Below are 25,733 nucleotides of genomic sequence, written 5' to 3'. Positions count from 1 at the left end.
CTTTAGTCGTTGATAGTGATACTTGTCACGTACTGACGATAAGAGGCTTCACAATTACTTCGCAAAGTAAAAAAATTAGTTTCCGAAGGTTTTTAAGCTGATTTTTCTCAGGAGTATCGACATGTACGTCGCTCAGCCAGGCCATATCGATCATATAAAAAGAAATAATGCCGGCAGCGTATATAAACTAATTGATTTGTATGGGCCGATCTCGCGCATTGAATTGTCTAAACGCAGTCAACTTGCCCCCGCAAGTATTACTAAGATCACCCGTGAATTAATTGATGCGCATTTAATTAAAGAAACGCAATTTCAAGAACCGAGCAGCCGTGGACGACCTGCTATTGGGCTAGTTCCTGCCAATGAAGGGTGGCAATTTTTATCTATTCGTTTAGGTCGTGGTTATCTTACTATTGCTTTACATGCACTTGGCGGCGAAATTCTAGTAGAAGAACGTCAAGATATTGAGCAACTGCATCAAGAAGATGTGGTTAAAAAGTTATTAGCTGAAATAAACATTTTCTTTGCCAATCATGTTAGCGAACTAGACAGAATGACAGCGATTGCAGTGTCATTACCAGGGTTAGTTAATTCCAGTGAAGGTATGGTATTACAGATGCCACATTATAATGTGTCTAATTTACCCTTGGGTGAAATTATTCACAATGAAACTGGACTGCCTGTTTTTATCGGTAATGACACACGTTCATGGGCTTTAGCAGAAAAATTGTTCGGTAATTCTCGTGGTATTGCAAACTCCATTTTGATTTCTATTCATCATGGTGTGGGAGCGGGGATTGTCCTTGATGATAATGTGCTGCAAGGGAAAACCGGTAACGTGGGTGAGCTTGGGCATATTCAAATTAAGCCGTTTGGCAAACGTTGTTTTTGCGGTAATCATGGCTGCTTAGAAACCGTTGCGAGTTTACAGGCCATTTTAGAACAAGTGAAAACGCAGCTTAAAGCAGGACATGAATCGATGCTGAATCATATGCCTTTAACGATTGAATCAGTATGTGATGCGGCAGTAGAAGGTGACAGTTTAGCGCGACAAATTATTGTGGAGTTAGGTCATAATTTAGGGCAAGCCATTGCGATAATGGTTAACCTATTTAACCCTCAGCGCATTTTGATTGGTGGGGAGTTTAATCGTGCTAAATCGGTACTTTATCCTGCGATTATGGATCGTATTAGCTCGCAAACCTTACCTGTTTATTTCGATGGCTTAGAAATAGAAGAAAGCTGTTTTTACACTCAAGCGACGATGCCGGGAGCGGCTTTGGTTAAACAAGCGTTGTACGATGGGCATTTATTGATGAAACTCGTCGACGGTTAATTATAATTGATTTAACTGATTGCTATAACTAATTGATACTACATGGATATTAGAATTTTTCTTTAATTTCCATGTAGCTTTCTCGAATATGTTCAATCAGTGCTTGAATCCGTTTAGCAGGTTTTCTGGTATACGGATAGACAGCATAAATCCCCACCACTTTACCCGCATGTGCCGAGAGCAATTCAACTAACTCACCGCGCTCTAATTCATCATGAACTAAGCAATTGGGTAGATAAGCGATACCATTACCTGCGAGGACATTTTTTTTCAACGCTATCGCATTGTCGGATGAAAAGTTTCCGCTGACTTTTTGAGTGTAAATTTTATTTTGTTTAATAAATTGCCAGTCAAAAGGGCCAGTACTTTGAGGGTTATAACCTAGACAATTATGGCTATTGAGATCTTTAGGTTTTTCTGGCTTGCCATAATGTTCAATGTAAGCGGGTGAGGCACATATTACCCAGCGAGAATTAAAAATATGACGAGCGATTAAGCTTGAATCTTCGAGATAACCGGTACGGATCACCAAATCGTAGTTATCAGCAACGAGATCGACAAAGTGATTGTTTAGCGACATATCAACCGAAAGACCGGGGTGTTTCTGACAAAAATCAGACACGGCTTTTGCTAATACTAATTCGCCTGAAATTGTCGGTACTGACATCCGAATTTTACCAGAGAGTGCTTCGCTGTAGCCCTTCACAGAGTCAAAAGCAGCTTGAGCAACATGGTTGATACTTTTAGCACGATGGTAAAGCACTTCACCGGGTTCTGTGAGTGTTAGCTTTCGTGTGGTGCGATATATAAGTTGTAAGCCTAATTCGGTTTCAAGTTTACTAATACGCTTGCTAACAACGGATTTAGTCACATTATTGAGTTCAGCAACCTTACTGAATGAGCCATGTTCAATAACTTGAGTGAATAAAACGAGATCATCGATAGCTGGCATTATTTATCCCACTTAAAGCCTAATAGGCGAAGGATTATATACTTAAAAAGATTAAATTCTAGATAAAAAAACGCAGCCCGAAGACTGCGTTATTCGTATTCCCGTAATGTGCTTAACCACTAGTATCCTACTAGTTTGCTATCACTATTGGTGATAAGTAAGCTTACATATCATCAATAATGATGTAGGTGGCAAAGACGGGCCCATGCACACCAACAACTTTGATCAGCTCGATATCTGCTGTCGAGCTCGGACCTGAAATAAAGTTAACACATGAAGGTACACGTTCACCGTTCATGGCTTTTTGATGCAGAATCTCAGTTGCTTGTGTTAAACGAGCAACGATTGAGCTTTTAGGTACAACGAATACAGAAGCTTCTGGTAATAGGCTTACTGCGCGACCCTGTGCTGGGTTGCTGTAAAGTACCATTGTGCCTGATTCTGCTAACGCTTGTTCAGCGAATACAACACCAACTTTTGCACGTTCAGCTACTGTGATGTTTGCTTCGTAACCCGCCGAGTGATCCCAAATGTAAACACCATGCTTATCGGAGCTCAAATCTTTCGGGTCAATAATGTTAAGTAGACGAGTATCTGCGGTAAAGATGGTTTCACCAACAGGATCAATGTTTGTTTCGTCTTCGCTGCAATATTTGAAACAAACATTACGCAGTGCTTCTGCTAACTGTGCTTTGGTTGTCACAACAGCTTGTGCGCCTAAAGAAGACTGCGTGTATTCGACCAAGATATCTTTTAATTCATCTTGTGATTTATCAGCAAATACGTCTTTGTGACAGTTATATTTTAGGTTCGGACGCTCTACTGGGGTAGTAATACGCTCACGACCAAGTTGTTTAGCGATGTTGTTAAGGAAACTATCGCGATTATAAATGCGTTGCTCATTTTGAGATGACATACGGAAAGCTCCTTAATTATTTATTTTTGTTTTTAAACCAACTGCGGAATGACTCACCCGATGGGTTTGGTAAATCACGCGTCTGAGTCCATGCGTTTAGTAGACCAACTTTAAATGGTAATTGACCATTTTTAATCAGTTTACCTGCAACGATAGCACCGATCTTAACGGTTTTATCCCATAGTGCAGGGTGAGCATTTACAAAGCTAAATCCACTGACGGAAGCTCGCTCCATGGAATCTGTGATTTTCTCTTCACCCATGATTTGACGGTGTTTAAGCAGCAAATCAGACAATGGTATTTTCACCGGACATACGTCATGACAAGCACGACATAAGCTACAAGCATTGGGTAGATCTTTAAAATCTTCATAGCCGCCAAGTAGTGGCGAAAGTACCGCACCAATAGGGCCTGAATAGATTGAGCCGTAAGATTGACCACCGATATGGCGGTATGCAGGGCACGTGTTAACACACGCTGCACAACGGATACAACGTAGGATAGAGCGGAATTGAGAACCAAGAATTTTAGAACGACCGTTATCTACAATCACCAAGTGGAACTCTTCAGGACCATCACAGTTACCGTCTTCACGAGGACCTGTAAGTGCTGTCACATAACCTGTTAGAGGTAGACCTACTGCACTTCGACATAGCAAACTCGCAACAATATCGAATTCTTCAAACGTAGGAACGATACGCTCCATACCCATTACCGCGATATGCGTTTTCGGTAGGCTGGTTGCAAGACGTGCGTTACCTTCATTGGTAACAAGGGTGACGGTGCCTGATTCTGCGATAGCAAAGTTACAGCCAGTAATACCGATCTCTGCTTCAAGGAAATCATGACGAATATGTTTACGAACAAAACGTGTCATTTCTTCTGGATCAGAAGAGCCTTCGTAACCGAGTTTCTTGTTGAAAACATCACGAATTTGAGTACGGTTTTTATGTAGTGCTGGTACAACGATGTGTGATGGCGCATCACAATCATCGACTTGAAGAATGTATTCGCCAAGATCGGTTTCAATCACTTCACAGTTATTACGCTGAATCACTTGGTTCATACCGATTTCTTCGGTCACCATGGATTTAGACTTAACCACTTTTGTCGCATTCTTTTGCTGGATAATCTTTTCGATGTAGTTAGTTGCATCTTCAGCTGTTGCTGCAAAGAATACATGACCACCGTTCTTTTCAACGTTATCGCTAAGTTGTTGTAGGTAGTAGTCTAGGTTTTCAAGCACATGGTTACGGATATCCATACCCATTTCGCGCCACTCTTCCCAGTTACCGAGTTTCTCCGCAGCAACAGCGCGATTTTTGAACATACGTTCTTGTGCATTAGCAACAGCGGCACGCATAGACTCGTCTTTCATTTTTACATGAATACGATCTTTAAATTTTTGGTTGCTTGTTTTCATTGACATAATAATGACCTCTTAACGACTCATCAGCACATCAACAATGTGCATCACTTTGATTGGTTGACCTTCACGGCTAATACGACCACCAATATTTAATAAGCAGCTAATATCAGCGCCGATTAAGAAATCAGGCTCTGCTGCTTTAATGTGACGCACTTTTTCTGTCACCATCTCACCGGAGATTTCAGACATTTTCACAGAGAATGTACCGCCAAAACCACAACATGTTTCTTGGTTTTCGATAGGTAAAAGCTCAAGTCCTTCAACGTTGCTTAGAAGAAGTAGAGGTTCTTCACGTACGCCAAGTTTACGGATCAAGCTACAAGAAGGATGGTAAACACCTTTACCTTCAAGACGAGCACCGACGTTTTCAACACCTAGCTGACGTACAACAAATTGTGTTAGTTCGAACAGACGATCAGCGACTTTTTTCGCGCGCTCTGCCCATTCTGGTTCATCTGCTAAATACTCAGGGTACTTTTTAACCGCAGCCGCACAAGAACCGGCAGGGGTTACGATAGGGAAGTCATTGATCTCAAAAGCTTGGATCATACTTTTCATTGCCGGCTTACTTTTTTCAATGTAGCCACTATTTAATGCAGGCTGACCACAACAACCTTGACGTTCTGGGAAGATCACATCGCAGCCAAGTTGTTCTAGTAAACCTACTGTTTTTTTGGCAACTTCAGCTTTTACTGTATCGCCTAGGCAGGTGACAAAAAAGTTTACCTTCATTTTATTGCTCCAGTGGCGGGTTACCGCCTGATTGTTCATATTTGAGATTGGCTTACCCGAAAGCAAGCCAATCATTTATCTAATGTTATGTAGGGACAATTAGATAAAAATGCTGACACATGCTGCAATCACACCGTACAAAATCATAGGGATCACTGTACGCTTAATGATGTAGCCTTCTTTATTTGCAATACCAAGAATGGTCGATACCGCAATAATATTGTTAATACACACCATATTACCCATCGCACCACCAACAGATTGCATGGCTAAAATAGTGGTTTCAGGCAACCCAACATTGTGCGCGATACTCTGCTGAATTGCGCCAAAGGTTAGGTTTGAAACGGTTGCTGATCCTGAGAAAAAAGCACCAAGCGCACCTAAATAAGCGGCGCAGTATTGCCAGTTTTTACCCATTAGATCAGCAAAGGCATTACCCGTTGTCATAATGGGTGAGTGCTCTCCACCAATCATCATAAACTTCACCATAATTAACGCGCCTACTAGGGCGATAAACGGTGTTTTAATGCGTGATGCGGTATCACTAAATACTTGTTTTGTTTGCTGCATATTCATTTTTAGGAAAGGAATTGAAATAAGCACTACCACAAAAAACGGAATTAATGCTGGCACATAGAGTGTTTTATATGCCCAAGATGTATCTGTACCTAAAATATGACTAAGCTGAATGATTAACGCTTGGCTAAGATGTAAATCAGCAAAACCTACATTTAGATGTAACATCGGCGTTGCATCATTTAATAGGCCTTTGAGACCAAGTTGCTTAATACGGGTTACGATTAAAATAACAATCAGTAATAGTGTTGGCGCCATTGCTTTAAAAACAGTACCAAATGGTAATCTTGCTAATTTTTCATCGTTGTCAGCATCTGTCTGCTTTTCTAAACCAATATTGTAACGAGCAAAAATAATCGACAGCGTTAAGCCAATTGCGCCACCGATCAATGCTGGGAACTCGTAGTTCCACTGGGCTAGACATACATAAGGTATAGTACATGACCAAATGCTTAGTTGGATAAACACAAAGTTGCGTTTTATTTGTTGCCAGTTAACAACAAACTTAAGCGCAATGACGGGAATAACCACAGCTGCCGCTGTATGCATAATTGCTGATAGGCGACCGACATCAAGCAATTCTGCATCGGGAAGTCCTAAGTTGCCTAAACCAAACCATGTAGGTGTACCCACTGCACCAAAAGAGACTGGAACAGAATTCATAACCAGTGCTAGCATGGCTACACGTAATGGATTAAAACCAAGACCGACTAATATCGGCGCTGCAATCGCCGCTGGCGTACCAAACCCTGATGCGCCTTCAATCATAAAAGCGAATGCCCAACCAATAATCATCAACTGACCGACTTGGTTTTTACTGATGCCTTCTAACCATTGGCGAATCACATCTTCAGCACCAGATACGTTTAACGTACGATTTAATAAAATAGCACCTGCAATAATTGATATTGGCGTTATCGCGGATAATGCACCAGAAATGACGTTTGCGGCTAAAAGTTGGCTGTCTGTACCAAAATAGACAAGTTGTAAAAAACCAACGATGAGTGCCGTCACTGGTAATGCGATATGTGATGGTAACGCATTCTTTTTTGTCATCATCCAAATTAAAAGCAAAATAGGGATAACCGATATTGCAAGATTTAACATATTTCCCACCTAGGTTATTTCGTTGTTTCACGAAATTGTTTTGTTGTTATTTTTAATTATTTACTGAGTGACACGTAATAACTGAACGCATAACCGCAGTGGGGAGAGTATTTTAGGTTGGAAATAGATGATGACTATCTATTTTTTAATCCCAAAGGTGATGAAAAATAAAAGAAATGTGATGCTAGTTGACAATTATGTATCAGCGATTATTTTTATATTTATTTATAATCAATGGGTTGTGTGTTTCTGGAGAGAGTGTTTAATAATTGATTAGGTGAGTATTGGAAACAAACATTTTGCGATTCCAACCTAATAAAGATGCTAATTTTTTGAATAATAGATAAGTTTAGTAAAAAATAAAATAAGACTTATTTTCAAATGAAATCGTATTTGTTGTAATTAAACTACAAGTGCGATTTTATTTTTGTATAAGAATGGAAATATAAAACGACGTTATTTTGTTTATATTATAAATAAGGTTGTTCTTATATTTGAAATTGTAAATGAATGGTCAGGTTAAATATATATTGTCGAGGTGAAGTGAAAAATTATAAATGCAATGAGTCAATAAATGAATAGGGTTATAGAGCCTCTCAACGGTATTTCTAGCTATAAGGAATTTAGCGAGAGGCTGTAAGTAAGTCTTAGTATATGGCTTTACCTATACTGTTAAACAGTTGGCTCACACCTTGAGTAAAATGAAGTGGGGCATTTGAGACGGTGTAGCAAAGGCACCCTTCAGAAGTTTTTGGGCTGTGTCCTGAATGTGACTCATCAAGTAAGATAAAATCACCAGCAACATAGTGCCCGTTTTCATCTTCGAAATCCCCAGCAAGCAACAGCGTAAGTTCGTAGCCTCTATGAGTATGAGTCGGGATAGTACCGCCTTTGCCTATGTGCAATAAGCTGGATCTGACTTCACCTTCTTCAAAGGGTAATCGAGCACGACTAATTTTCCCTAAATTGCGCCAATTTAACTGATGAAATTTAGTGAATGCTCTCGGTAATGCATAGGTTATACCTTTACATTCAATAGTAAGGGACTCTGGCTCATGGTGTGGCGTATTGTCATCACTACTTTCTAAAATGTCACTCAGCATGGCAGAAAAACATGCATCTACTTTAAGATCATGCTGTAAATCACGTTGTGCATCTTTTGCTTGCGCCCAAGAAGCATTAGCAATTTGAGGTGTTAATTGTGATTCTAACTGTTGGCAATGAGGGCAAAGTTCAATATGTGCTGCCACAGCCAGCGACATAGAAAGGGGTAATCTACCTTCTATGTGTTGCTCGAGTAATTGTTTATTGGGGTGATGTTTGATTAACGATATATTATTAGTAGGCATCGTCACTCTCCAAATGCGAACGCAGCTTTTGCAAGCCTAAGCGTAACCTTGATTTTACGGTCCCCACTGGGAGTCCTAACTGATCGGCAAGTTCTTGATGTGAACGCTGATTGAGATAAATTTCCTTCACTACAACTTGTTGATTTTTTGGTAATGTTGCTATTAATGTAACGAGCTCATCACTGAGCTGTTCGTTACTTGGATCATCAGATGTTGTGACGAGTCTCTGTTCAAAAATAGGCCAGATATCATCACTGTAATTATCTTCTTTTGTTGCTTGACGCTTACGTAGAATATCAAAGCATTGGTTACGCATTATTGTGTAAACCCATGTTGATACTGCCCCTTTCTCAGGATGAAAAAGGTGTGCTTTACGCCAAACAGTAAGCATTGTTTCTTGAACAAGCTCCATCGCATTCGCATCATGCTTGAGGTGTTTTAAACCATAAGAGCGGATTTTTGGCGCAAAATGAGAAAATATAGCGGAAAAGGCCGTTTTATCACGGTCTGTTGCTACACTAACGAGTAATTGTTTTTGTTGCTCAATACTGATCTCATTCATTGTGGGTGTTCTCAACCTATAATGATGACTAGATTGAGAATTAGGGTATGTAATAATAGACATAATCTCAATGTGTATTGATATAAATAGTGAATAGTTACATAGTGATACGTCATTAATTTAGTTATGGATCATTTTTCTGCAAATTATCATCAATTACCGTGTGTAGAAAAGATAAGGCGGCAGTATGGTCGTTTCGGCTCATGAACCACTGCTTTTGGTTGACTTCTAAGGGTAAAATTTCAAGCCAGCGCTGACATACCCATGTCATGTCTTCAAAATTAGGGGCAGGGTAATAGCTTGCATGATCTGGATGTTCTTGGAAAAGTACTTTAAGGCTGTTTGCTATCTCAACATCGGTATAGTTAATATCAGTACTTTGCCAATTAGGGACGGAAGATATCCTGCCAAAGAAAAGATCGTCTTCATCACGCCAATGATCGTCAATAAGAAATAACTCAACGGCTTGAATTGTGATACTCAATACACCGTCTGGTAAGGAATCAAAATCAGTGATAACTACGCGTGTGCCAAAGTGGCAGATCGTATTATCGATTGACATGCACAAACCGAATCCATTTTTGTTTGTAGCTGCAATTTTTACCAGTTTGATATAACGAGGTTCAAAGATCCTTAATTTGCTGATCCCGCCTGGTAATAGATAAACATCTAGTGGAAACAGAGGTATTTGCATAATCTTAGCCCTAGCTGACGTACTCTCATCGATACTGTACTTAAATTATTATTATTTTTAGTACTGGCATCATGACCTAAAGTATAAGCAGACATAAATAAGATTTTTGTCTGCTTTATGATAAATCATGCGATATTTTCGCTAGAATTAATGACCGTTATATTGAACTTATAACTTTTTTAATTGCAGTCGTCAGTAGGGTTAGCTGTGAAGAGCTAATAATGAATGGCGGCATAATATAGACAAGTTTGCCAAAGGGGCGAACCCAAACGCCTTGTTGAACAAACTTCTCTTGAATACTTTTCATTTCAACAGGGTGATGCAGTTCAACCACACCGATGGCACCTAACCAACGGACAGATTTTACATTTTCAAGTTCTGCAATTACTGGCAGTTCCTGCGCTAATTGCTGCTCTATATTTTTGACTTGTTGTTGCCATTTATTTTCTGCTAATAAATCTAAACTGGCGTTTGCGACGGCACAAGCAAGGGGATTCCCCATAAATGTTGGTCCATGCATAAAGCATTGCGCTTCACCGCTGCATACGGTATCGGCGACATGCTTGGTGGTCAGCGTGGCTGACAAGGTCATATATCCACCCGTTAACGCTTTACCTAAGCACATAATATCAGGGCTTATTTCTGCGTGTTCACAGGCGAATAATTTACCTGTTCGACCAAATCCGACAGCAATCTCATCAGCAATAAGTAAAACATTGTATTGATCACAGAGCTCACGAATACGTTTTAAATACGTTGGATGATAAAAACGCATGCCACCTGCACCTTGAACAATGGGTTCAATAATCACCGCAGCAAGATCATGATGATGAAGACGTATTTTTTCTTCAAAGTCAGCAATGTCAGTTTCATCCCAATTATCCCCAAATCCACATTCTGGCGATTTGGCAAAAATATGCTCAGGTAAAAAACCTTTATAAATGCTATGCATGGAATTGGTGGGATCAGTCACAGACATCGCGGCAAAAGTATCACCGTGATAGCCATGGCTAACCGTTAAAAATTTTGTACGAGATTCATTTTGTGCGTGCCAATATTGCAATGCCATTTTAAGAGCAACTTCAACGGCAACAGAGCCAGAATCGGCAAGAAACACTTTGTCTAAAGGATCTGGGGTGATGGAAATGAGTTTTTTACACAAATCAACGGCTGGCTGGTGGGTGATACCACCAAACATCACATGTGACATTTTATCAAGCTGCGCTTTTGCCGCTTCAGTTAAAACTGGGTGATTATAACCATGAATAGTCGACCACCATGATGACATACCATCGATTAACTGCGTACCATCTTCAAGGGTGAGATAAACGCCTTGGGCTGATGTAACAGGGTAGCAAGGTAGGGGAGTAACTGTTGATGTATAGGGATGCCAAACGTGTTCTTTATCAAAATCAATATCTATATTGTTTGTTTTTTGCACAGATGTAAACCTCTGTTATTATCCATAGTTGACAGTCTACGTGCTGTTAGTAGACTAGCCAAGTAGTAATAGTTCATAGAGTTATCATTTAATAGCTTTTTACTTAGTAAAAGTGAAACAAGACGTTAACAAATAGAGCTGTGAAACATCAGGTAAACATGAAGGATCGAGCAAGTCCTTGTGAGTCGTAAGATAACTATAATTGAGGTCAGACTGTGGAAGTACGTAATAATTGGACAGTAGAGGAAGTCCAAGCTTTATTCGATAAACCCTTTATGGATTTAGTCTTTGAAGCACAGCAAGTACATCGTCAATATCATCAGCCTAATCAAGTACAAGTCAGTACTTTGCTTTCGATTAAAACAGGCGCATGTCCTGAAGATTGTAAGTATTGCCCACAGAGTGCTCATTATCGTACCGATGTAGATAAGGAACGCTTATTGGAAGTTGAGCGTGTCCTAGACGCTGCAAATAAAGCAAAGCAATCAGGCGCAACCCGTTTCTGTATGGGAGCGGCTTGGAAGAACCCGAAAGAGCGCGACATGCCGTATCTACTCGATATGGTTAAAGGCGTAAAAGAAATGGGTTTAGAAACGTGTATGACGCTGGGTATGATCACCAGTGATCAAGCCGATACGCTTGCCGATGCTGGTTTAGATTATTACAACCATAACCTTGATACCTCTCCTGAATATTACGGCAATATTATCACCACACGTACTTATCAAGATCGACTTGATACGTTATCTCATGTTCGTGATGCTGGGATGAAAATTTGTTCAGGTGGGATCATTGGAATGGGTGAAAGCTCGCGTGATCGCGCCGGATTATTGGTTGAGCTAGCGAACCTGCCTGTTCACCCTGAAAGTGTACCGATTAATATGTTGGTCAAAGTGAAAGGGACACCGTTAGAAAGTGTTGATGATGTCGATCCTTTTGACTTTATACGTATTATTGCGGTTGCCCGTATTATTATGCCAATGTCAGCGGTACGTTTATCAGCTGGTCGTGAAGACATGAATGAGCAGATGCAAGCGCTTTGTTTCATGGCGGGTGCTAATTCTGTGTTCTATGGTTGCAAATTACTGACAACACCAAACCCAGGTGAAGATAAAGACATGCAGTTGTTTGCTAAGTTAGGGATTAACAGTGAGCAACAAGCAGCGAAACCTGATGAAGTTCAAGAGCATGAATTATTAGGCAAAGTGGCACAACGTGTGGCATCTCGCCCGACTAAAGATGACATCTTTTACGATGCCTCTGTTTAGTCAACGCTTTCGCCATGCGTTAGAGGAACGAGATAAACAAAGGCTTTATCGTAGCCGTACTTGTTTATCTCGTAAGCTGGGTAATGAATCAGGACACATTTTTGCGGATCAACAATCATTTGTTAACTTTTCAAGTAATGATTATTTGGGATTAGCACAGTCATCTGAAATCATCGCAGCGTGGCAGCAAGGGTTGAGCCTATATGGTGCTGGCAGTGGCGCATCACCCTTAGTGACAGGTTATCACTCTCCCCATGCAAATCTAGAAGCGCAATTATCGGAATGGCTCGGTTATGACAGGGCGTTACTTTTCAGTAGCGGATTTAGCGCAAATCAAGCTTTGCTTTTTACGCTATTACAAAAGCACGACAGTGTGTACCAAGATAAGTTGAATCATGCTTCATTGATGGAAGCGGGCATGTTATCACCAGCAATGATGAAGCGTTTTCCACACAATGATATTGATGCACTAGATAGATTACTTGATAAACAAGTCCTTGAACCTAACCAAGCACGAATGGTGATTACAGAAGGCGTATTTAGCATGGATGGTGATTGTTCACCGCTTAAAGCATTACGTCATGTTTGTGATAAACAAAAAAGTTGGTTAGTGGTTGATGATGCACATGGGTGTGGTGTACTTGGCGATGAAGGAAGAGGGAGTTGTGCAGCGAGCGGAATAAAAGCAGATATTTTAGTGATCACATTCGGTAAAGCGTTTGGGCTTCAAGGCGCTGCAATATTATGTGATAACGACACTGCTGAATATTTGATTCAGTTTGCACGACACTTTATTTACTCAACAGCAATGCCGCCAGCTCAAGCCTATGCATTAAGTAAAGCATGTGAAGTGATACAGCAACAACCTTGGCGACGAGAAAAATTAACAGCGTTAAGTGATTTGTTCACCCAGCACCTCGATGCTTCTATACCGTTGCAGTACACCATTACCCCTATAAAACCGATAGTTATTGGTAGTAGTGAACAAACTATCGCGATATCTGAGCAGTTAAAACAGCGTGGATTATGGGTAGGTGCAATTCGTCCTCCGACGGTTCCTCAAAATACAGCTCGTCTTCGCGTCACATTAACAGCGACACACAATGATAAAGATATTCGTCTGCTTGCTGCATCATTAAATGAGGTAATTAATGAGCAATATAATGGATAAATTTAATACGGCGTTAAATACCGAGCCAGCGATGCCAATAAATAAACAAGCGGTTGCATCGGCTTTTGGTAAAGCGGCAAAAAATTACGATAACGCCGCGGCATTTCAACGTAAAGTTGGGCATTTATTATTAGAGGAATTACCTCATCTTCATGCCGTAGGAAGCCATAAAAAAGCGATCGATGTAGGTTGTGGTACGGGCTATTTTAGTGCGGAATTGGTAAAGCTTGGCTTTAATGTGACGGCAGTTGATCTGTCTTTAGAAATGTTAGCGCAAGCCAAGCAACGCTGTAATAGTGATTGTGATTATCTATTGGCTGATGCTGAAAATTTGCCATTGGCAGACAATAGCTATGATATTGCATTTAGTAGCTTGGCGTTACAGTGGTGTGATGACTTAGCTGTACCACTTCAAGAATTAAAGCGTATTGTTCGGCCGGGCGGTATGATCTTTTTCACAACGTTGGTTGATGGCTCGTTAAATGAGTTAAAAGATGCGTGGGCACAAGTTGATCAATATCAACATGTTAATGATTTTAAAACAGAAAATGAAATAAAAGTTGCGCTGGCGCAAACAGGAACACAGATAGATAAATTAGTATTCTCACCCATAGTCGTTCATTACCCATCAGCATTGGGGTTAATGAAAGATCTAAAAGGCATTGGCGCTACACATTTGCAACAAAAAAGGAAAAATGTGTTATTAGGTCGTAAAACATTGAACGCGTTAGAGCATGCCTATGATGCCTATCGTGATGAAAGCCATTTATTACCCGCCACGTATCAAGTTTGTTTTGGAGTTTTAATTAATGACTAATGCTTTTTTCCTTACTGGGACGGATACCGAAGTCGGTAAAACAGTCAGTAGTCGCGCTATTTTACAAGCGGCCAGTCAGCACAATATTCAAATGGCAGGTTACAAGCCTATTGCTTCAGGCAGTGAAGAAACAGCCGAAGGACTTCGCAATTCAGATGCTTTATTTATACAACAAGCATCGCCGGTTGAGCTTACTTATCAAGAAGTGAACCCTTATACATTTAAAGATCCGGTCTCGCCGCATTTGGCTGCAGAAAGAGAAGGTAAAACCATTGATTTTGATGTGCTTTCACAGGGCTTAGCACACCTTAAAGCGAAATCTGATGTGGTATTAGTGGAAGGAGCGGGGGGGTGGCGTGTGCCCGTTACACGTACCGATTTCTTGTCTACATGGGTTAAACAAGAAAAGTTACCTGTCATTTTAGTGGTAGGCATTAAATTAGGGTGTTTAAGCCACGCCATGCTTACGGCTGAAGCTATTGAAGCTGATGGTTTAGAGCTGGTTGGCTGGGTTGCTAATCGGGTTAACCCTGGAGTTGAAAATTACGCAGAAATGATAAAAATGCTAGAGCTTAATTTACCGGGTGTGAAATTAGGGGAAATTCCTTATATGCCAGGTATTAATAGGCGTGATTTATCATCGTATATTCAATTAGAAAAGCTTGGGTTATAGCGTTTAATCATCGTTTTTTTATACACAGAATAAGATAAAGGCACTCATTGAGTGCCTTTATCTTTATAACTGACCGCGGTATTACACAATTAATTATCTTGGTTAAGGCCAATGAGTAATTCTTGTGTTTCTGTTGCTGATGATTTTGATACCTGATCAATACCCAGCTCTTTATGTGCTTCTTCTAAAGACATGCCAAGGTGACAACGTAAAATATCAACGGCAACTTGGTAATTCTCTTTACTAGCCATGAATCCTCCCTGGTTCAACATTTTGTCTAATATAAACACAGCCACAATAGTAGAGAATGTTTTCTGAGGCAATAAGACTAAAGTCTAATAAGTAAGATAGTGCACATTTATTGTTCATAACTTATTGATATTATGTAGTTAATGATCATGGTGAATATGATATTAATTTTATATTAATGAGGGATAAGAGGATTAAAGAACGTCATAGATAGAGGATATTAAAAAAATAAAGCAAAACCTTTGTCTGTGTTCGCTATTGATAAATTGCCACTTTGAACATATATAAAGAATTAGTAACAATTAAACTCTTTAAATCATACGTATATTCATTGAATATAGTGTTAAGTTACAGACTTTGTTTACTATAGAGTCAGTATTAAGAGATAGCATCGATTCTACTGATAACGGTAGGAATTGAAATAATTTCTAAGTGGAGAATATTAGAAATATGAAGCGTATTGCATTGTTTTTATTAACAAACTTAGCAGTAATGCTGGTGTTCAGTGTTGTATTGAACATTGTTTATGCTGTAACAGGGATGCAACCCGGTAGCCTTTCTGGTTTGCTAGTTATGGCTGCACTATTTGGTTTTGGTGGTTCATTGGTTTCTTTGATGATGTCAAAGTCAATGGCCCTTCGTTCTGTTGGTGGTGTGGTTATCGAAAGCCCACGTAACGAAACAGAACACTGGTTGATGGAAACAGTATCTCGCCAAGCACAACAGGCGGGTATTGGTATGCCAACAGTCGCGATTTATGATTCGCCAGATATTAACGCATTTGCAACAGGTGCGAAACGTGATGATTCACTTGTCGCTGTTTCTACAGGATTATTACACAGTATGACACGTGATGAAGCTGAAGCTGTACTTGCTCACGAAGTGAGTCACGTGGCGAATGGTGACATGGTAACAATGACGTTAATGCAAGGTGTTGTGAATACCTTTGTTATTTTCGTTTCACGTTTAGTGGCTGGCGCAATCAGTGGTGTGAACAATAACGATGAAGAAGGTGAAAGTGGCGGTAGCTACATGACATACTTTATCGTATCGACCATCATGGAAATTCTATTTGGTTTCTTAGCAAGTATTCTAACAATGTGGTACAGCCGCCATCGTGAATTCTACGCTGATGCGGGTTCTGCAAAGCTTGTTGGTCGTGAGAAGATGATCGCAGCACTTGAGCGTCTAAAAGTGAGCCACGAGCCACAATTAGAAGGTTCAATGATGGCGTTTGGTATTAATGGTAAGAAGTCATTATCTGAATTATTCATGACTCACCCACCACTAGAAAAACGTATTGAAGCACTTCGTCAAGGCGAGTACTTAAACAAGTAATCGACAAAGACACTTTCTCAACTAGAAAGCGTTAAATAAAGCCCTATTAATGAAAATTAGTAGGGTTTTTTTTGCGTTTAACTTGCGTAGTGAGCAAGTAAAACGAGAAAGAGGCTTGTCGAACTACGCCAGAAGTTAATGGCACAGTCCCCAGCCAGCAAAAAACGATAGTCCCATCAGAAATAACCGCAGTATTTTCAGTTACAGGCAGTGTAAAAACGCAGTAATGACGCCTGTTATTGCAGGTAGAGTGATGCTATTTCATCGCGTTTGTCGAATCGGTCACCCCAAATGCCCCAAAAATAAGATCCAGGATATTAAAGATACCGACATAGGTCTGCGCAATAGCAGCGGTTGGTGCAGGTAAGTCTTTATCTGTGAAATAGTTTGGTAAGTGCGTCGCGATAAACATAACCTGAAAACCGCAGACAAGAAACCTAAGTGAATAAATCAAAGCTTTTGTTTTGAAATACTCCTTTAAGGCTTCTGGTTGTGTTTGGCTCAATAATTAATATTATTTTAACTGATGCCAAGGGCTTAAATTAAAACGCTTTGCGCTGTAGTAATAATACGTAGCCATTGAAATACCTGCGGTTATGCCTGCAAATAGAGAGGTAAAAATAGCAGAAAAAAGAGCAATAGGCGTATCGCTGATTATCTCTGCAAGAATGAAAATAATTGCAAAAATAAGACTATACCATGCAGTAAAAATGGAAAAGTTGGTTTTGAAATGGCCATAATGAGGGAGAGGTGCTTGTAATCCTGACCAGTGCAATAATTGAAAGCTGATAGGATGACTATTCGATGGCTGAATGCCATAGCGCGTTAATTCTTGATGTGCTAAGGCTAATTGCTGTTCGAAATGCATTATTTTATCCCTAAACATAGTGTATGTGAAAAAGACAGCGTTATTATTTTGTAGTAAAAAATGAGTTTAAACAATCAAATTAAAATGAAAAGCTAATAAATTAATAAAGAAATTTTTATGGTTGTGATTTGTATTTTTTATCGATAAGTGTCTTTATTGTTTTGCATTAATTATTGCTGTAAGGTTGCCGACCGAGATATAAAACATCATTTAATTAATGTTTCTCACCGGAGCATTATTTCTTATTGAGTAGCTATAAGTGTATAAGTTATTGTATATATTTTTAATTATCTCTTTTCCTTCATTTTCATTAAGCATAAATAGCTCTTCAGAGAAAATGCAGTTGTTAAAAGTTAAACAAGAATATGAGAACCAAATTCATCAATGTCAATTACTTGAAAATAGAAAATTAAAACCTATTAATGACTCATGGTTAAGTAGCCAACCTTTAGAAAGAAAAAAGATAATACTTAATGAATTGAATAATATGGCTCTTCAGCGGTGTGTTATAAAAAAAGAAAAAGATTTTACATATAAGTTATTGGATTATACAGCTAAAACAGGAGATAAATTATTTCTAAATAGTTGGCTTATATTTCAATCCGCTTTATATACTGCAAGAGATAATTTAGCATTAACAGAAGAAGAACGACAAAACATTAATCGGCTTGCGAAGATGCCAAAATATTATTATCCATTCAATATGGAATCTGTAAGTTAATGTTTAGTAACAAGTAAATGGGGAGAAGGAACTCCCCATTTAAATTAAATATTAATAAATGGAGATAGAATAACTACTCCGAGAACAGCCATAAGTAAGCTGATCCCTGCTGGTATAATCCATTGTTTTTTTGTTTCTTTATTATTTTGCACCCCGATTGAACCTCCTAATCCATTTAAGAGCTAATGCTTATCTTACATCCTGTTAAGCATTCAATTTATGATTATTTAAGAATAGCTATTAAAAACATAAAATTTATAACAAAGTTGTTAACTTGTGATCTCGAGTCAATAAAATAAGTAAAGAGATTATATTTATAAAACATATGATCTCGCTAACGTTATTATTTTTAGAATAAAAGCTCAAAACGCAACACAAAATTCCATTTTTATAGCTATTATTTTATTTATATTAGGAATATTTTGTCGTGTACCTCTTTTATGGAGTTTCACAATGACTAACTTTAAATATTACAGCGAAGATTTACCTTGCTTTATCTGTCATAAACGAATGGCTAAAACTGAACTTGGATGGTTTACACCAAGTATGAAAGACGATGTGCTTGAACAGATAAAAAGCGTTATCTCTCAATCAAATACAGACTATGAAGAGTATTTTTCAGTCAGTATCATATGTTCAGAAGATGAAGCGCGCGATTATTTGCTACTGAACTATTATGGTTATTCTGAACATGAAATTAACCATGGACAAGTTAACTCAGAAGATTCAACCGAAGTGAATGATCTCATTTCAGAGCATATGACATCAGAAGGTGTTGCAATGTTTAAACATGAGATTGCGTTACAAAGCTGTGAAGAGTGTACTCCTGAGATTGATGAAGACTATTAAATAAGTGGTAAAGGAAAGAATATGCTGTGGGATATCGGTTATGAAAAGTCGAACAAGGGTTTAGCGTCAGGCGAGTTACTACCGTTAATAACAAACGATCTTATCATTGAGCAAAATGGGATAGAGTTTATTGTTAATGTTGAGACAGAGAATATGAAAGTTAAACATTCTCCATCTGTAGCCACTCATGATCCGTTTGTATCACCATATAATCCTTCAGCATATATCAACACGATTGGAGAGCAACACGTTTGTTTATTAAATAAATTTCCTATTGTTGTTCCTCATCTACTTATCTGTGCGAAAAATTATATTCCGCAAACGTCGCCATTAGTGTTAAAGGATTTTGAAGCTTGGATAGAAGGAATAACGGATGATAGCGTCTTAGGTTTTTTTAATTCAGGTGCGATAGCAGGTTCTAGTCAAATGCATCGGCATATGCAGCTTATTAGAACATCACTGCCTTTAGAAAAGACAATTCTTCAGGGACTATTACCCTTTAAACATAACTTGATGAGATTCGAATATTTAAATGCAGCAGATCTTTACCAGCATTATTTGTCGGTTATGGAATCAATGCAGTTGTATATGACATCGAGTATCAATGGCTTAACAGAATGTCACCCGTATAATATATTATTAACACAACGTTGGATGTTGCTTATTCCTCGCACAAAGAATCAAGTTGGCGAAATAAAAGGGCATGGGGTGAATTTTATTGGCCGCTTTTTGGTGAGTTCAACTGAACAATTGCAATGGCTAGAAAATTACGGTTTTGAACGTTTTTTAACAGATTGCGGTGTTCCAAAATAATAATCCGTTAAATTCGATTAAAGTCTGTCCAGATAGCACTTATTACTATTTACACTCGGTATTCACTTCGCTATTATTCGCGCCATGGAGAGATGGCTGAGTGGTTGAAAGCACCGGTCTTGAAAACCGGCATACGTTTATAGCGTATCTAGGGTTCAAATCCCTATCTCTCCGCCATATTTAAAACGAAAAGCCGCTGATTAATCAGCGGCTTTTTCGTATCTAGCGTATTGAAACTACTGATGCCAATGGAGTGCTACAAAGGCTTCAGGACAAACTACTTTCCTGTCTTTATTACATACCTTTCTATACCTAAAGAACTGCGCTTGAAGCTGTTTCTTATTATGACCACAAGCCACAATAATTCTTAAACATGGATATGAACCCTGCTTTGTCGCCATCTCTTTTATCTCCATTCTCTTTCTTTTAGTACTCGTGTTATTCCTATATCAATTTAGGCGAGATATTTTTGATTTCTGCTAATGAAGCAACCTGTTTATTTGTCCAGTTATAATGCAAATCGTAAATTTTGACGCTTAGGCTTCGTTTTAAATAAGAAAAAATGCTTAATTATCTCAGTTTAGACTTGTAAGATATTGATATATATTATGTAACATTCATGGTTGTGTTTTTAATCCGACGGGTTAAAAACAGTTCTTACTTTTATCGAGAGCAATTAATCAATTAAAAGGTTTTTTTGCGACTAAGTTAATGAAAATAAATGTTTTTATTTATTAGAATGTTGAATATTTGCTGTATTAATAAAGCGTAAAAGTAAGAATGCTTATTAATATACTGTTATATTTAAGTTAAGTAAGGATGAATGATGAAGTTTAAGATTTATTTCGCGTTTGCAATTTTGCTCACTACATCAAATGCATATGCTGTCACTGAGTGTACAGAAAAGATTGTAAATTATTTCGTCGGCACCTCTGAGGTTAACCAGTCTGACGCGCATTTATGGATAACATTTGAGCGTGGCGGTTCTGCTAGTGTGAGTTCAAAAAGTGCGGCTTTTGATGGTATGCTTTCAACCGTTATTACAAGTATCGCTGCGGATAAAACGGTTAAGGTTAGATACAAAGCTGATAATGTGGAGTGTAAGATGCACCATGGCGATTGGGTTGGCATTTGGTTGTACAAGTAGCTATTTAAAATAGGATTCGCAGTTTGATAGCCTTGATATAAATATAACAAACGGCTCCAAGCGACAACCAGCCGCCGCGCCATTTGTGCCAGTGGCGCGAGCGCCAATTATGGCACAAACCCCGCTCTGGCTGGTTGCGCCTGAGCCGAGCGTTAGGTGCTTGAAGGAAAAGGTAAGTATGGAAATTGCTTTTCAGCAGATAAACATTGATGATTTCGAATTGTGCGTAGCTGCGAGAAAAGATGCATACTTTTGTAGTTTTGGGCATTACGATGGTTTCGACGACTTCATCAGTGGTTATCGTGAACGAGTATTAGACCGGCTAGCAACATCAGGATGGTTCTATATCCATATATTTGTGGATGGTCAGTTTGCAGGGCAGTTAGAGTTTCGTAGCTTTTCACCCGAGCCGGAGACTGGCTATGTGCATCTCATTTACTTAAAACCGAATTTTCGTGGTTCAGGACTCGCTGCAAAATTGCAGGATTATATTGTAAGCGTATTGAGTACGGCGGGTTGTTTGCGTGCTGTACTTTCAGTAAGCCGAACTAACCATAGAGCTCTCACATTCTACAAGCGCCATGGTTGGGAGTTCGTGCGCAAGAATCCCAAGCACGATGAAACCGACTTTTACCAACTTTGGCTACGCACCTAACAAATAAGGATATGTGTCGCGTAGCCGACACCTATCCGAAGTGTTGGACAAGCCCAAGCTACCTTATATAAGTAAATATTGGAAATATCATGAAGGGTGATGCTAAAAAGAAGTCGAACGTTATCCTTGGTGTGAACCAATAATATTAATACCCTGATTTATAATAAAATCCTCTTTAATTCTGTAGCGTGAAAGCCATTATCCTTATTATCTAACGTCGGTTATCTGGGTCGAAATATCCCCGTTAATTGCATGACATGTTGGCAGCAGGGGCAACGTCAGTTGTCATGCTAACATGAACATAAATTGGATCGCTTTAAGCTGTTTCTTATTATGACCCCGCAGCAAAACATAATCACGTACCCGACGAAATCCTTTTGGTAACACATGCTGCAATATCAACCAGAGAAATTTCACCACGGTTAATGTGCGTGTTTCATCGTTTGAGTTTGGCTCTCTTTAATAACGAAGTGTCACCTGATCATTATTGATATTCAGTTGTGTAAAATACCGCTTCAGATCTTCGGTCGTTAATGTGTCTGGTGATTTATCCAGTTGATGGGTAATGCGACGTAGCGCACGACTATAAGCATCAATCGTAGCGGGACGTTTACCTTGCAAGGTGAGATGGATAAGGTGTTGTTCATAAAGATAATCTGAACGATGTTGCTGTGCTTTATTCATGCTAAATACTCCTTTTGGAAAGGTGTATTTACCGTAGTTGAGCTTACGGGTTTTCACTCTGCCGCGCAGCGGCTTCGTTCAACAAAGCGTTTAAGACAGATTTCCAACGCTTGGCATTTTTCATTCCATCGTTCGGTTTTGTGTTTACGGTGGTATGGTTAGGTTTCGTGGTGGCGTTGCTCACTACTTAACGCGGCGTTAGGTACTAGAGGGAAATAATGAATTCAAAGGAAATCGTCCTAGCTTTTTGGGACGCGATGAAAACTAATGACTTTGCAAAAGCTAGTGAATGGCTGAGCCCTGATTTCGAAGGTTTTTGGCCTCAATCAGGTGAACTTATAGTTGGTAGAGAAAACTTCACAGCCATTAATTCCTACTATCCCGCAAACGGTGTTTGGGAGTTTGAAGTTCATTCGGTAGTCTGCGATGGTCCAATGGTCGTAACTGATGTCTCGATTACAGATAGTGTCCAAAAAGCCCGTGCTATTACTTTTCATACCGTTGAAAACGGTTTAATCAGAAAGCAAAAAGAGTTTTGGCCTGATTCTATGGAAGCGCAAGAATGGCGGTCAAAATGGGTAAAGATCGTACAAGAATAGACTACGCACCTAACAGATAAGGATATGTGTCGCGTAGCCGACACCTATCCGAAGTGTTGGACAAGCCCAAGCTACCTTATATAAGTAAATATTGGAAATATCATGAAGGGTGATGCTAAAAAGAAGTCGAACGTTATCCTTGGTGTGAACCAATAATATTAATACCCTGATTTATAATAAAATCCTCTTTAATTCTGTAGCGTGAAAGCCATTATCCTTATTATCTAACGTCGGTTATCTGGGTCGAAATATTCCCGTTAATTGCATGACATGTTGGCAGCAGGGGCAAAAGGGTTGGGCTTTTATACGTACCGTTTTATTCGGTGAGGACGCCCGTTATGCTAACGCTATATAAATGGAGTGAAAAATGGAAGTTGTTGAAGTAAAAGGTTTTGAAATCCAAGGTTTAGTTTTAAGAACCCGCAATGAAATTGAGATGAATCCTGAAACGGCGAATATCCCAAAACATGTTGAATACGTTGACTCGAACTTAGTCATCAACTATCAATCGGGGGCAAGGGCTTATAGTGTCTACTGCAATTACGAGTCAGATGTTGATGGCTACTTTGATGTTTTGATGGGGGCGGACGAAATATCCTCTTCAAATGTTGCGCTGTCATCGGTATCTGTTCTTCCTGGCTCTTACCTTAAGTTTGAATCTGAAGGTGAGTTTCCTGCTGCTGTTATCGCTGCGTGGCAGTCGGTTTGGTCGTACTTTACTTCTTCTAATTGTGCGCATGAAAGGGCTTATACAACAGATTTTGAACACTACGAAAGCGCGAGTAAAGTTAGCGTCTACATTGCGCTGAAATAATTCACATAACAAATAATTAAAGCGCGATTTGCACGTGTGGCATTTTACTATGTGTAAAGTTTGGTAGTTATAATTGTTTTTATCGCGTATCGAGAATTCAAGAGCTATCTCTCCGCCAAGTTTTAAAAGAAAAGCCACTGATTAATCAGCGGCTTTTTTATAGTTAATAGATTATAAACCATGGACTGGTTGAAGAATGTTATTAGTGTGTAGGTTTACTATTTTAGGGGCACCTATCACTTTATCATTCCACTCGCTGTTAGATTTTATGAACAACCGTTTCTAGTGGCATACGAGATTTAGGTAAGCGTGCGTTAAAATCAGACTCATCATGGTAGCCAATCGCGAGTGCGACTGGGCATGAGAAGCCATTTAACTCTTGGCTAAATTCTTTCTCAACACGCTTTACGTCAATACCTTCAAGTGGTGTTGAGTCTATTTTTAATCGTGCAAGAACATGCAGAATATTACCGAAAGCAAGATAAAGTTGTGCTTTTGTCCAATTAGCATTGTAGCCACTCGGTTCGGTGTATAAATCCGCAAAGCTAAACTTGCTCACGGCATCGTCTTTTTTCTCTGGCTTAATTCGGCCATCAAGAATATTTTTATCAATCACGGCTTCAAAATCTTCAATAGAATAATGAGGGTTGTGAGTAAATAAAATGATATGACTGGCGTTAGTTGCGTGAGGTTTATTGGCTAAAAACTTAGTCTCAAAGGTATTGCTAAATCGTTGTTTAGCATCATCTGATTCTAAAATAATAAAGCGCCATGGCTGCGAGTTGATTGATGATGCTGATAAGCGTAGTGCTTCTGAAATGATGGCAATATTTTCTGTTGAGATGGTTTTATTAGGATCGTAACTCTTGGTGGTATAACGCCAATTTAAGTCATCTAAAATAGGGCTGTTCATCTTACTTTTGCTCTTATTATTAATTGTCGTATTAATAAAATGGGGCTAGTCAGCGTAATTTCAAGTCTTAAATCGGTATGTTGAGGCGAGAGGAGGGAGTATGACTATGGCGTACATCGCGTACACCATAGTAAATAGTATGGAATTATGCGTCAGGGCAGCAAGCAGTACAGCCTTGTAGCGCAATGTCATGCTCAAGCTCAATCATGCCATCAGCATTCTTGTTTGCTTTGATTTCTTTTTCAATTTCAACAAGGTCGTCTGGATCTACGCCTGCTGTTTGCATTTCTTCTTCTGAATAAGCAAATGCATTTAACAATAGGTAATACTTAGCTTCATCAACAGAACAAGTAACAGTAGTAACAAGATCATCAGGGTAATCATTGCTCGCTGTAATGATGGTATTAACTTGCGCAAGAACCGCTTCATGCATAGCAGGGGTTAGCCAACCTAAGCTTGCTTCTGCTTTTTGTTGACGGCAATCGAAACAAGGTAAAAGGGCGGTATAAAGATTAAAATTGCTCATGGTGAATCCTAAAAATAGCTCTAGCGATGAAGGTTACATTGGCAACGATCATAAACGTATTTGAACCATGCGTATATTAGGAAATTATCCTATTAACGTCTAATCAATAATGAAGCTTTGAATCAGTATCATGTTTATACTAAAACATAAGTAATAGATGATGTGATATTGTATGTTAAATCATTGAGATAAAGTTGAAACAAAGGATTTTTGATGAAAAAGCAGGTGTTATTTTCACTGATTGCATTTGGGCTAGTGGGGTGTGCTGGAACACCATCAAATAGCTATACATTAAAAAATGCAGCGGGTGTATCGTCATGGGAGCTATGTAAAAACATTGGCTATCATGAGTTTTTTAATCGCACAGAGAAAGCGGCGGAGCTTAGGCAATATGTGACTGAGCGTGGTGATATTGCGCCAGAGTCATGTGCGGCAGCGGCACAAAAAGGCAAAGAGTTTGCTGAGCAAGAATATCATCGCAGCACAGGTTTATAAGTTTGAAACAATAAGCCTAAGCAAAGATTGCTCAGGCTT

General features: G+C 39.2%; 27 protein-coding genes, 1 tRNA gene and 3 pseudogenes. 15 read left to right on the top strand and 16 right to left on the bottom strand.

Annotated elements, in window-relative coordinates; genetic code table 11:
* Positions 1 to 121: 121 nt before the first annotated feature.
* Positions 122 to 1,336 (top strand): ROK family protein, encoded by a 1,215-nt coding sequence (locus C9J40_RS00775; RefSeq protein WP_107205798.1) that lies wholly within the window; start codon positions 122 to 124, stop codon positions 1,334 to 1,336.
* 49 nt (positions 1,337 to 1,385) lie between these two features.
* Here C9J40_RS00775 and C9J40_RS00770 read toward each other — a convergent pair whose 3' ends face one another.
* The 9 genes from C9J40_RS00770 to bioA all read right to left on the bottom strand — a co-directional run bounded on the left by C9J40_RS00770 (position 1,386) and on the right by bioA (position 11,094).
* Positions 1,386 to 2,288 (bottom strand): LysR family transcriptional regulator, encoded by a 903-nt coding sequence (locus C9J40_RS00770; RefSeq protein ID WP_107205799.1) that lies wholly within the window; start codon positions 2,286 to 2,288, stop codon positions 1,386 to 1,388.
* 163 nt (positions 2,289 to 2,451) lie between these two features.
* Positions 2,452 to 3,204 (bottom strand): lactate utilization protein C, encoded by a 753-nt coding sequence (locus C9J40_RS00765; protein ID WP_107245402.1) that lies wholly within the window; start codon positions 3,202 to 3,204, stop codon positions 2,452 to 2,454.
* Positions 3,205 to 3,220: 16 nt separating this feature from the next.
* On the bottom strand, positions 3,221 to 4,633 hold the full coding sequence (locus tag C9J40_RS00760; RefSeq protein WP_107245400.1) for a LutB/LldF family L-lactate oxidation iron-sulfur protein: 1,413 nt from the start codon (positions 4,631 to 4,633) through the stop codon (positions 3,221 to 3,223).
* Positions 4,634 to 4,645: 12 nt separating this feature from the next.
* Positions 4,646 to 5,365 (bottom strand): (Fe-S)-binding protein, encoded by a 720-nt coding sequence (locus C9J40_RS00755; protein WP_107205802.1) that lies wholly within the window; start codon positions 5,363 to 5,365, stop codon positions 4,646 to 4,648.
* Between the two features lie 99 nt (positions 5,366 to 5,464).
* A complete protein-coding gene (locus C9J40_RS00750; RefSeq protein WP_107245398.1) occupies positions 5,465 to 7,048 on the bottom strand; it encodes an L-lactate permease in 1,584 nt (527 codons plus the stop codon).
* Positions 7,049 to 7,695: 647 nt separating this feature from the next.
* On the bottom strand, positions 7,696 to 8,397 hold the full coding sequence (locus C9J40_RS00745) for a ChrR family anti-sigma-E factor (protein ID WP_107245397.1): 702 nt from the start codon (positions 8,395 to 8,397) through the stop codon (positions 7,696 to 7,698).
* Positions 8,387 to 8,959, bottom strand: coding sequence for a sigma-70 family RNA polymerase sigma factor (locus C9J40_RS00740; protein ID WP_107205805.1), 573 nt, complete (start codon positions 8,957 to 8,959; stop codon positions 8,387 to 8,389). The genes C9J40_RS00745 and C9J40_RS00740 overlap by 11 nt, the downstream gene beginning before the upstream one ends.
* A gap of 124 nt (positions 8,960 to 9,083) precedes the next feature.
* Positions 9,084 to 9,653 carry an LON peptidase substrate-binding domain-containing protein gene (locus C9J40_RS00735; RefSeq protein ID WP_107205806.1) on the bottom strand — a complete coding sequence of 190 codons (570 nt, stop codon included), beginning with the start codon at positions 9,651 to 9,653 and terminating at the stop codon, positions 9,084 to 9,086.
* Between the two features lie 157 nt (positions 9,654 to 9,810).
* Positions 9,811 to 11,094 carry an adenosylmethionine--8-amino-7-oxononanoate transaminase gene (gene bioA / locus C9J40_RS00730; RefSeq protein ID WP_107245395.1) on the bottom strand — a complete coding sequence of 428 codons (1,284 nt, stop codon included), beginning with the start codon at positions 11,092 to 11,094 and terminating at the stop codon, positions 9,811 to 9,813.
* Positions 11,095 to 11,309: 215 nt separating this feature from the next.
* On the opposite strand from bioA, the gene bioB reads away from it, so the two are divergent.
* Genes bioB through bioD form a run of 4 tightly spaced genes read left to right on the top strand, consistent with a single transcriptional unit; the run spans position 11,310 to position 15,023 of the window.
* Positions 11,310 to 12,362: a biotin synthase BioB gene (gene bioB / locus C9J40_RS00725; RefSeq protein WP_107205808.1), complete on the top strand. Its 1,053-nt coding sequence runs from the start codon at positions 11,310 to 11,312 to the stop codon at positions 12,360 to 12,362.
* The gene (gene bioF, locus C9J40_RS00720) at positions 12,349 to 13,533 is read left to right on the top strand and encodes an 8-amino-7-oxononanoate synthase (protein ID WP_107245393.1); all 1,185 of its coding nucleotides are present in this window, start codon (positions 12,349 to 12,351) and stop codon (positions 13,531 to 13,533) included. The genes bioB and bioF overlap by 14 nt, the downstream gene beginning before the upstream one ends.
* Positions 13,526 to 14,350, top strand: coding sequence for a malonyl-ACP O-methyltransferase BioC (gene bioC, locus C9J40_RS00715; RefSeq protein WP_107245391.1), 825 nt, complete (start codon positions 13,526 to 13,528; stop codon positions 14,348 to 14,350). The genes bioF and bioC overlap by 8 nt, the downstream gene beginning before the upstream one ends.
* Positions 14,343 to 15,023, top strand: a complete 681-nt coding sequence (gene bioD, locus C9J40_RS00710) for a dethiobiotin synthase (RefSeq protein ID WP_107205811.1) — start codon at positions 14,343 to 14,345, stop codon at positions 15,021 to 15,023. The genes bioC and bioD overlap by 8 nt, the downstream gene beginning before the upstream one ends.
* 89 nt (positions 15,024 to 15,112) lie before the next feature.
* Here the strand turns inward: bioD and C9J40_RS22080 are convergent, their stop codons facing one another.
* Positions 15,113 to 15,274: a hypothetical protein gene (locus tag C9J40_RS22080; protein WP_199186999.1), complete on the bottom strand. Its 162-nt coding sequence runs from the start codon at positions 15,272 to 15,274 to the stop codon at positions 15,113 to 15,115.
* 448 nt (positions 15,275 to 15,722) lie between these two features.
* Here C9J40_RS22080 and htpX point away from each other — a divergent pair, with 448 nt between their 5' ends.
* Positions 15,723 to 16,610 (top strand): protease HtpX, encoded by an 888-nt coding sequence (gene htpX, locus C9J40_RS00705; protein ID WP_107205812.1) that lies wholly within the window; start codon positions 15,723 to 15,725, stop codon positions 16,608 to 16,610.
* A gap of 88 nt (positions 16,611 to 16,698) precedes the next feature.
* On the opposite strand, the pseudogene C9J40_RS22195 reads toward htpX, so the two are convergent.
* Positions 16,699 to 17,112, bottom strand: a pseudogene (locus C9J40_RS22195) (MFS transporter); the annotation flags it as partial.
* A 12-nt stretch (positions 17,113 to 17,124) separates the two neighbouring features.
* The gene (locus tag C9J40_RS00700; protein WP_107205813.1) at positions 17,125 to 17,478 is read right to left on the bottom strand and encodes a DUF6404 family protein; all 354 of its coding nucleotides are present in this window, start codon (positions 17,476 to 17,478) and stop codon (positions 17,125 to 17,127) included.
* 259 nt (positions 17,479 to 17,737) lie between these two features.
* Between C9J40_RS00700 and C9J40_RS00695 the strand changes: the two genes are divergently transcribed.
* The 6 genes from C9J40_RS00695 to C9J40_RS00665 all read left to right on the top strand — a co-directional run bounded on the left by C9J40_RS00695 (position 17,738) and on the right by C9J40_RS00665 (position 21,663).
* The gene (locus tag C9J40_RS00695) at positions 17,738 to 18,199 is read left to right on the top strand and encodes a hypothetical protein (protein WP_233218461.1); all 462 of its coding nucleotides are present in this window, start codon (positions 17,738 to 17,740) and stop codon (positions 18,197 to 18,199) included.
* 453 nt (positions 18,200 to 18,652) lie between these two features.
* Positions 18,653 to 19,048 carry a hypothetical protein gene (locus C9J40_RS00690; RefSeq protein ID WP_107205815.1) on the top strand — a complete coding sequence of 132 codons (396 nt, stop codon included), beginning with the start codon at positions 18,653 to 18,655 and terminating at the stop codon, positions 19,046 to 19,048.
* A gap of 21 nt (positions 19,049 to 19,069) precedes the next feature.
* The gene (locus C9J40_RS00685) at positions 19,070 to 19,861 is read left to right on the top strand and encodes a phosphorylase (protein ID WP_107245390.1); all 792 of its coding nucleotides are present in this window, start codon (positions 19,070 to 19,072) and stop codon (positions 19,859 to 19,861) included.
* Positions 19,862 to 19,947: 86 nt separating this feature from the next.
* Positions 19,948 to 20,038, top strand: a tRNA-Ser gene (locus C9J40_RS00680).
* Between the two features lie 646 nt (positions 20,039 to 20,684).
* Positions 20,685 to 21,008, top strand: coding sequence for a hypothetical protein (locus tag C9J40_RS00670; protein WP_146144951.1), 324 nt, complete (start codon positions 20,685 to 20,687; stop codon positions 21,006 to 21,008).
* A gap of 178 nt (positions 21,009 to 21,186) precedes the next feature.
* On the top strand, positions 21,187 to 21,663 hold the full coding sequence (locus C9J40_RS00665; protein ID WP_053809142.1) for an N-acetyltransferase: 477 nt from the start codon (positions 21,187 to 21,189) through the stop codon (positions 21,661 to 21,663).
* A gap of 288 nt (positions 21,664 to 21,951) precedes the next feature.
* Here the strand turns inward: C9J40_RS00665 and C9J40_RS22375 are convergent.
* Both C9J40_RS22375 and C9J40_RS00655 read right to left on the bottom strand, forming a co-directional pair.
* Positions 21,952 to 22,133 (bottom strand): annotated as a pseudogene (locus C9J40_RS22375) (transposase); the annotation flags it as partial.
* Between the two features lie 25 nt (positions 22,134 to 22,158).
* Positions 22,159 to 22,347: pseudogene (locus tag C9J40_RS00655) on the bottom strand (phage integrase N-terminal SAM-like domain-containing protein); the annotation flags it as partial.
* A gap of 218 nt (positions 22,348 to 22,565) precedes the next feature.
* On the opposite strand from C9J40_RS00655, the gene C9J40_RS00650 reads away from it, so the two are divergent.
* A complete protein-coding gene (locus C9J40_RS00650; RefSeq protein WP_107245383.1) occupies positions 22,566 to 22,946 on the top strand; it encodes a nuclear transport factor 2 family protein in 381 nt (126 codons plus the stop codon).
* Between the two features lie 367 nt (positions 22,947 to 23,313).
* Positions 23,314 to 23,760, top strand: a complete 447-nt coding sequence (locus C9J40_RS00645) for a GyrI-like domain-containing protein (protein WP_107245381.1) — start codon at positions 23,314 to 23,316, stop codon at positions 23,758 to 23,760.
* Between the two features lie 259 nt (positions 23,761 to 24,019).
* Here the strand turns inward: C9J40_RS00645 and C9J40_RS00640 are convergent, their stop codons facing one another.
* Both C9J40_RS00640 and C9J40_RS00635 read right to left on the bottom strand, forming a co-directional pair.
* A complete protein-coding gene (locus tag C9J40_RS00640) occupies positions 24,020 to 24,673 on the bottom strand; it encodes a nitroreductase family protein (protein ID WP_107245379.1) in 654 nt (217 codons plus the stop codon).
* A 145-nt stretch (positions 24,674 to 24,818) separates the two neighbouring features.
* Entirely contained in the window at positions 24,819 to 25,199 is a 381-nt protein-coding gene (locus C9J40_RS00635) for a hypothetical protein (protein ID WP_107245378.1), read from the bottom strand.
* 213 nt (positions 25,200 to 25,412) lie between these two features.
* On the opposite strand from C9J40_RS00635, the gene C9J40_RS00630 reads away from it, so the two are divergent.
* A complete protein-coding gene (locus C9J40_RS00630; protein WP_107245376.1) occupies positions 25,413 to 25,694 on the top strand; it encodes a hypothetical protein in 282 nt (93 codons plus the stop codon).
* Positions 25,695 to 25,733: the final 39 nt, after the last annotated feature.

Source organism: Photobacterium sp. GB-72 (genome assembly GCF_003026095.1).
Classification (GTDB): domain Bacteria; phylum Pseudomonadota; class Gammaproteobacteria; order Enterobacterales; family Vibrionaceae; genus Photobacterium.
This window is presented reverse-complemented; position numbering and strand designations above follow the sequence as displayed.

Coding starts and splice junctions, on each gene's coding strand:
- C9J40_RS00775 (WP_107205798.1), top strand. CDS start 122: ATGTACGTCGCTCAGCCAGGCCATATCGATCATATAAAAAGAAATAAT.
- C9J40_RS00770 (WP_107205799.1), bottom strand. CDS start 2,288: ATGCCAGCTATCGATGATCTCGTTTTATTCACTCAAGTTATTGAACAT.
- C9J40_RS00765 (WP_107245402.1), bottom strand. CDS start 3,204: ATGTCATCTCAAAATGAGCAACGCATTTATAATCGCGATAGTTTCCTT.
- C9J40_RS00760 (WP_107245400.1), bottom strand. CDS start 4,633: ATGTCAATGAAAACAAGCAACCAAAAATTTAAAGATCGTATTCATGTA.
- C9J40_RS00755 (WP_107205802.1), bottom strand. CDS start 5,365: ATGAAGGTAAACTTTTTTGTCACCTGCCTAGGCGATACAGTAAAAGCT.
- C9J40_RS00750 (WP_107245398.1), bottom strand. CDS start 7,048: ATGTTAAATCTTGCAATATCGGTTATCCCTATTTTGCTTTTAATTTGG.
- C9J40_RS00745 (WP_107245397.1), bottom strand. CDS start 8,397: ATGCCTACTAATAATATATCGTTAATCAAACATCACCCCAATAAACAA.
- C9J40_RS00740 (WP_107205805.1), bottom strand. CDS start 8,959: ATGAATGAGATCAGTATTGAGCAACAAAAACAATTACTCGTTAGTGTA.
- C9J40_RS00735 (WP_107205806.1), bottom strand. CDS start 9,653: ATGCAAATACCTCTGTTTCCACTAGATGTTTATCTATTACCAGGCGGG.
- bioF (WP_107245393.1), top strand. CDS start 12,349: ATGCCTCTGTTTAGTCAACGCTTTCGCCATGCGTTAGAGGAACGAGAT.
- bioC (WP_107245391.1), top strand. CDS start 13,526: ATGGATAAATTTAATACGGCGTTAAATACCGAGCCAGCGATGCCAATA.
- bioD (WP_107205811.1), top strand. CDS start 14,343: ATGACTAATGCTTTTTTCCTTACTGGGACGGATACCGAAGTCGGTAAA.
- C9J40_RS22080 (WP_199186999.1), bottom strand. CDS start 15,274: ATGGCTAGTAAAGAGAATTACCAAGTTGCCGTTGATATTTTACGTTGT.
- htpX (WP_107205812.1), top strand. CDS start 15,723: ATGAAGCGTATTGCATTGTTTTTATTAACAAACTTAGCAGTAATGCTG.
- C9J40_RS00700 (WP_107205813.1), bottom strand. CDS start 17,478: ATGCATTTCGAACAGCAATTAGCCTTAGCACATCAAGAATTAACGCGC.
- C9J40_RS00690 (WP_107205815.1), top strand. CDS start 18,653: ATGACTAACTTTAAATATTACAGCGAAGATTTACCTTGCTTTATCTGT.
- C9J40_RS00685 (WP_107245390.1), top strand. CDS start 19,070: ATGCTGTGGGATATCGGTTATGAAAAGTCGAACAAGGGTTTAGCGTCA.
- C9J40_RS00670 (WP_146144951.1), top strand. CDS start 20,685: ATGATGAAGTTTAAGATTTATTTCGCGTTTGCAATTTTGCTCACTACA.
- C9J40_RS00665 (WP_053809142.1), top strand. CDS start 21,187: ATGGAAATTGCTTTTCAGCAGATAAACATTGATGATTTCGAATTGTGC.
- C9J40_RS00650 (WP_107245383.1), top strand. CDS start 22,566: ATGAATTCAAAGGAAATCGTCCTAGCTTTTTGGGACGCGATGAAAACT.
- C9J40_RS00645 (WP_107245381.1), top strand. CDS start 23,314: ATGGAAGTTGTTGAAGTAAAAGGTTTTGAAATCCAAGGTTTAGTTTTA.
- C9J40_RS00640 (WP_107245379.1), bottom strand. CDS start 24,673: ATGAACAGCCCTATTTTAGATGACTTAAATTGGCGTTATACCACCAAG.
- C9J40_RS00635 (WP_107245378.1), bottom strand. CDS start 25,199: ATGAGCAATTTTAATCTTTATACCGCCCTTTTACCTTGTTTCGATTGC.
- C9J40_RS00630 (WP_107245376.1), top strand. CDS start 25,413: ATGAAAAAGCAGGTGTTATTTTCACTGATTGCATTTGGGCTAGTGGGG.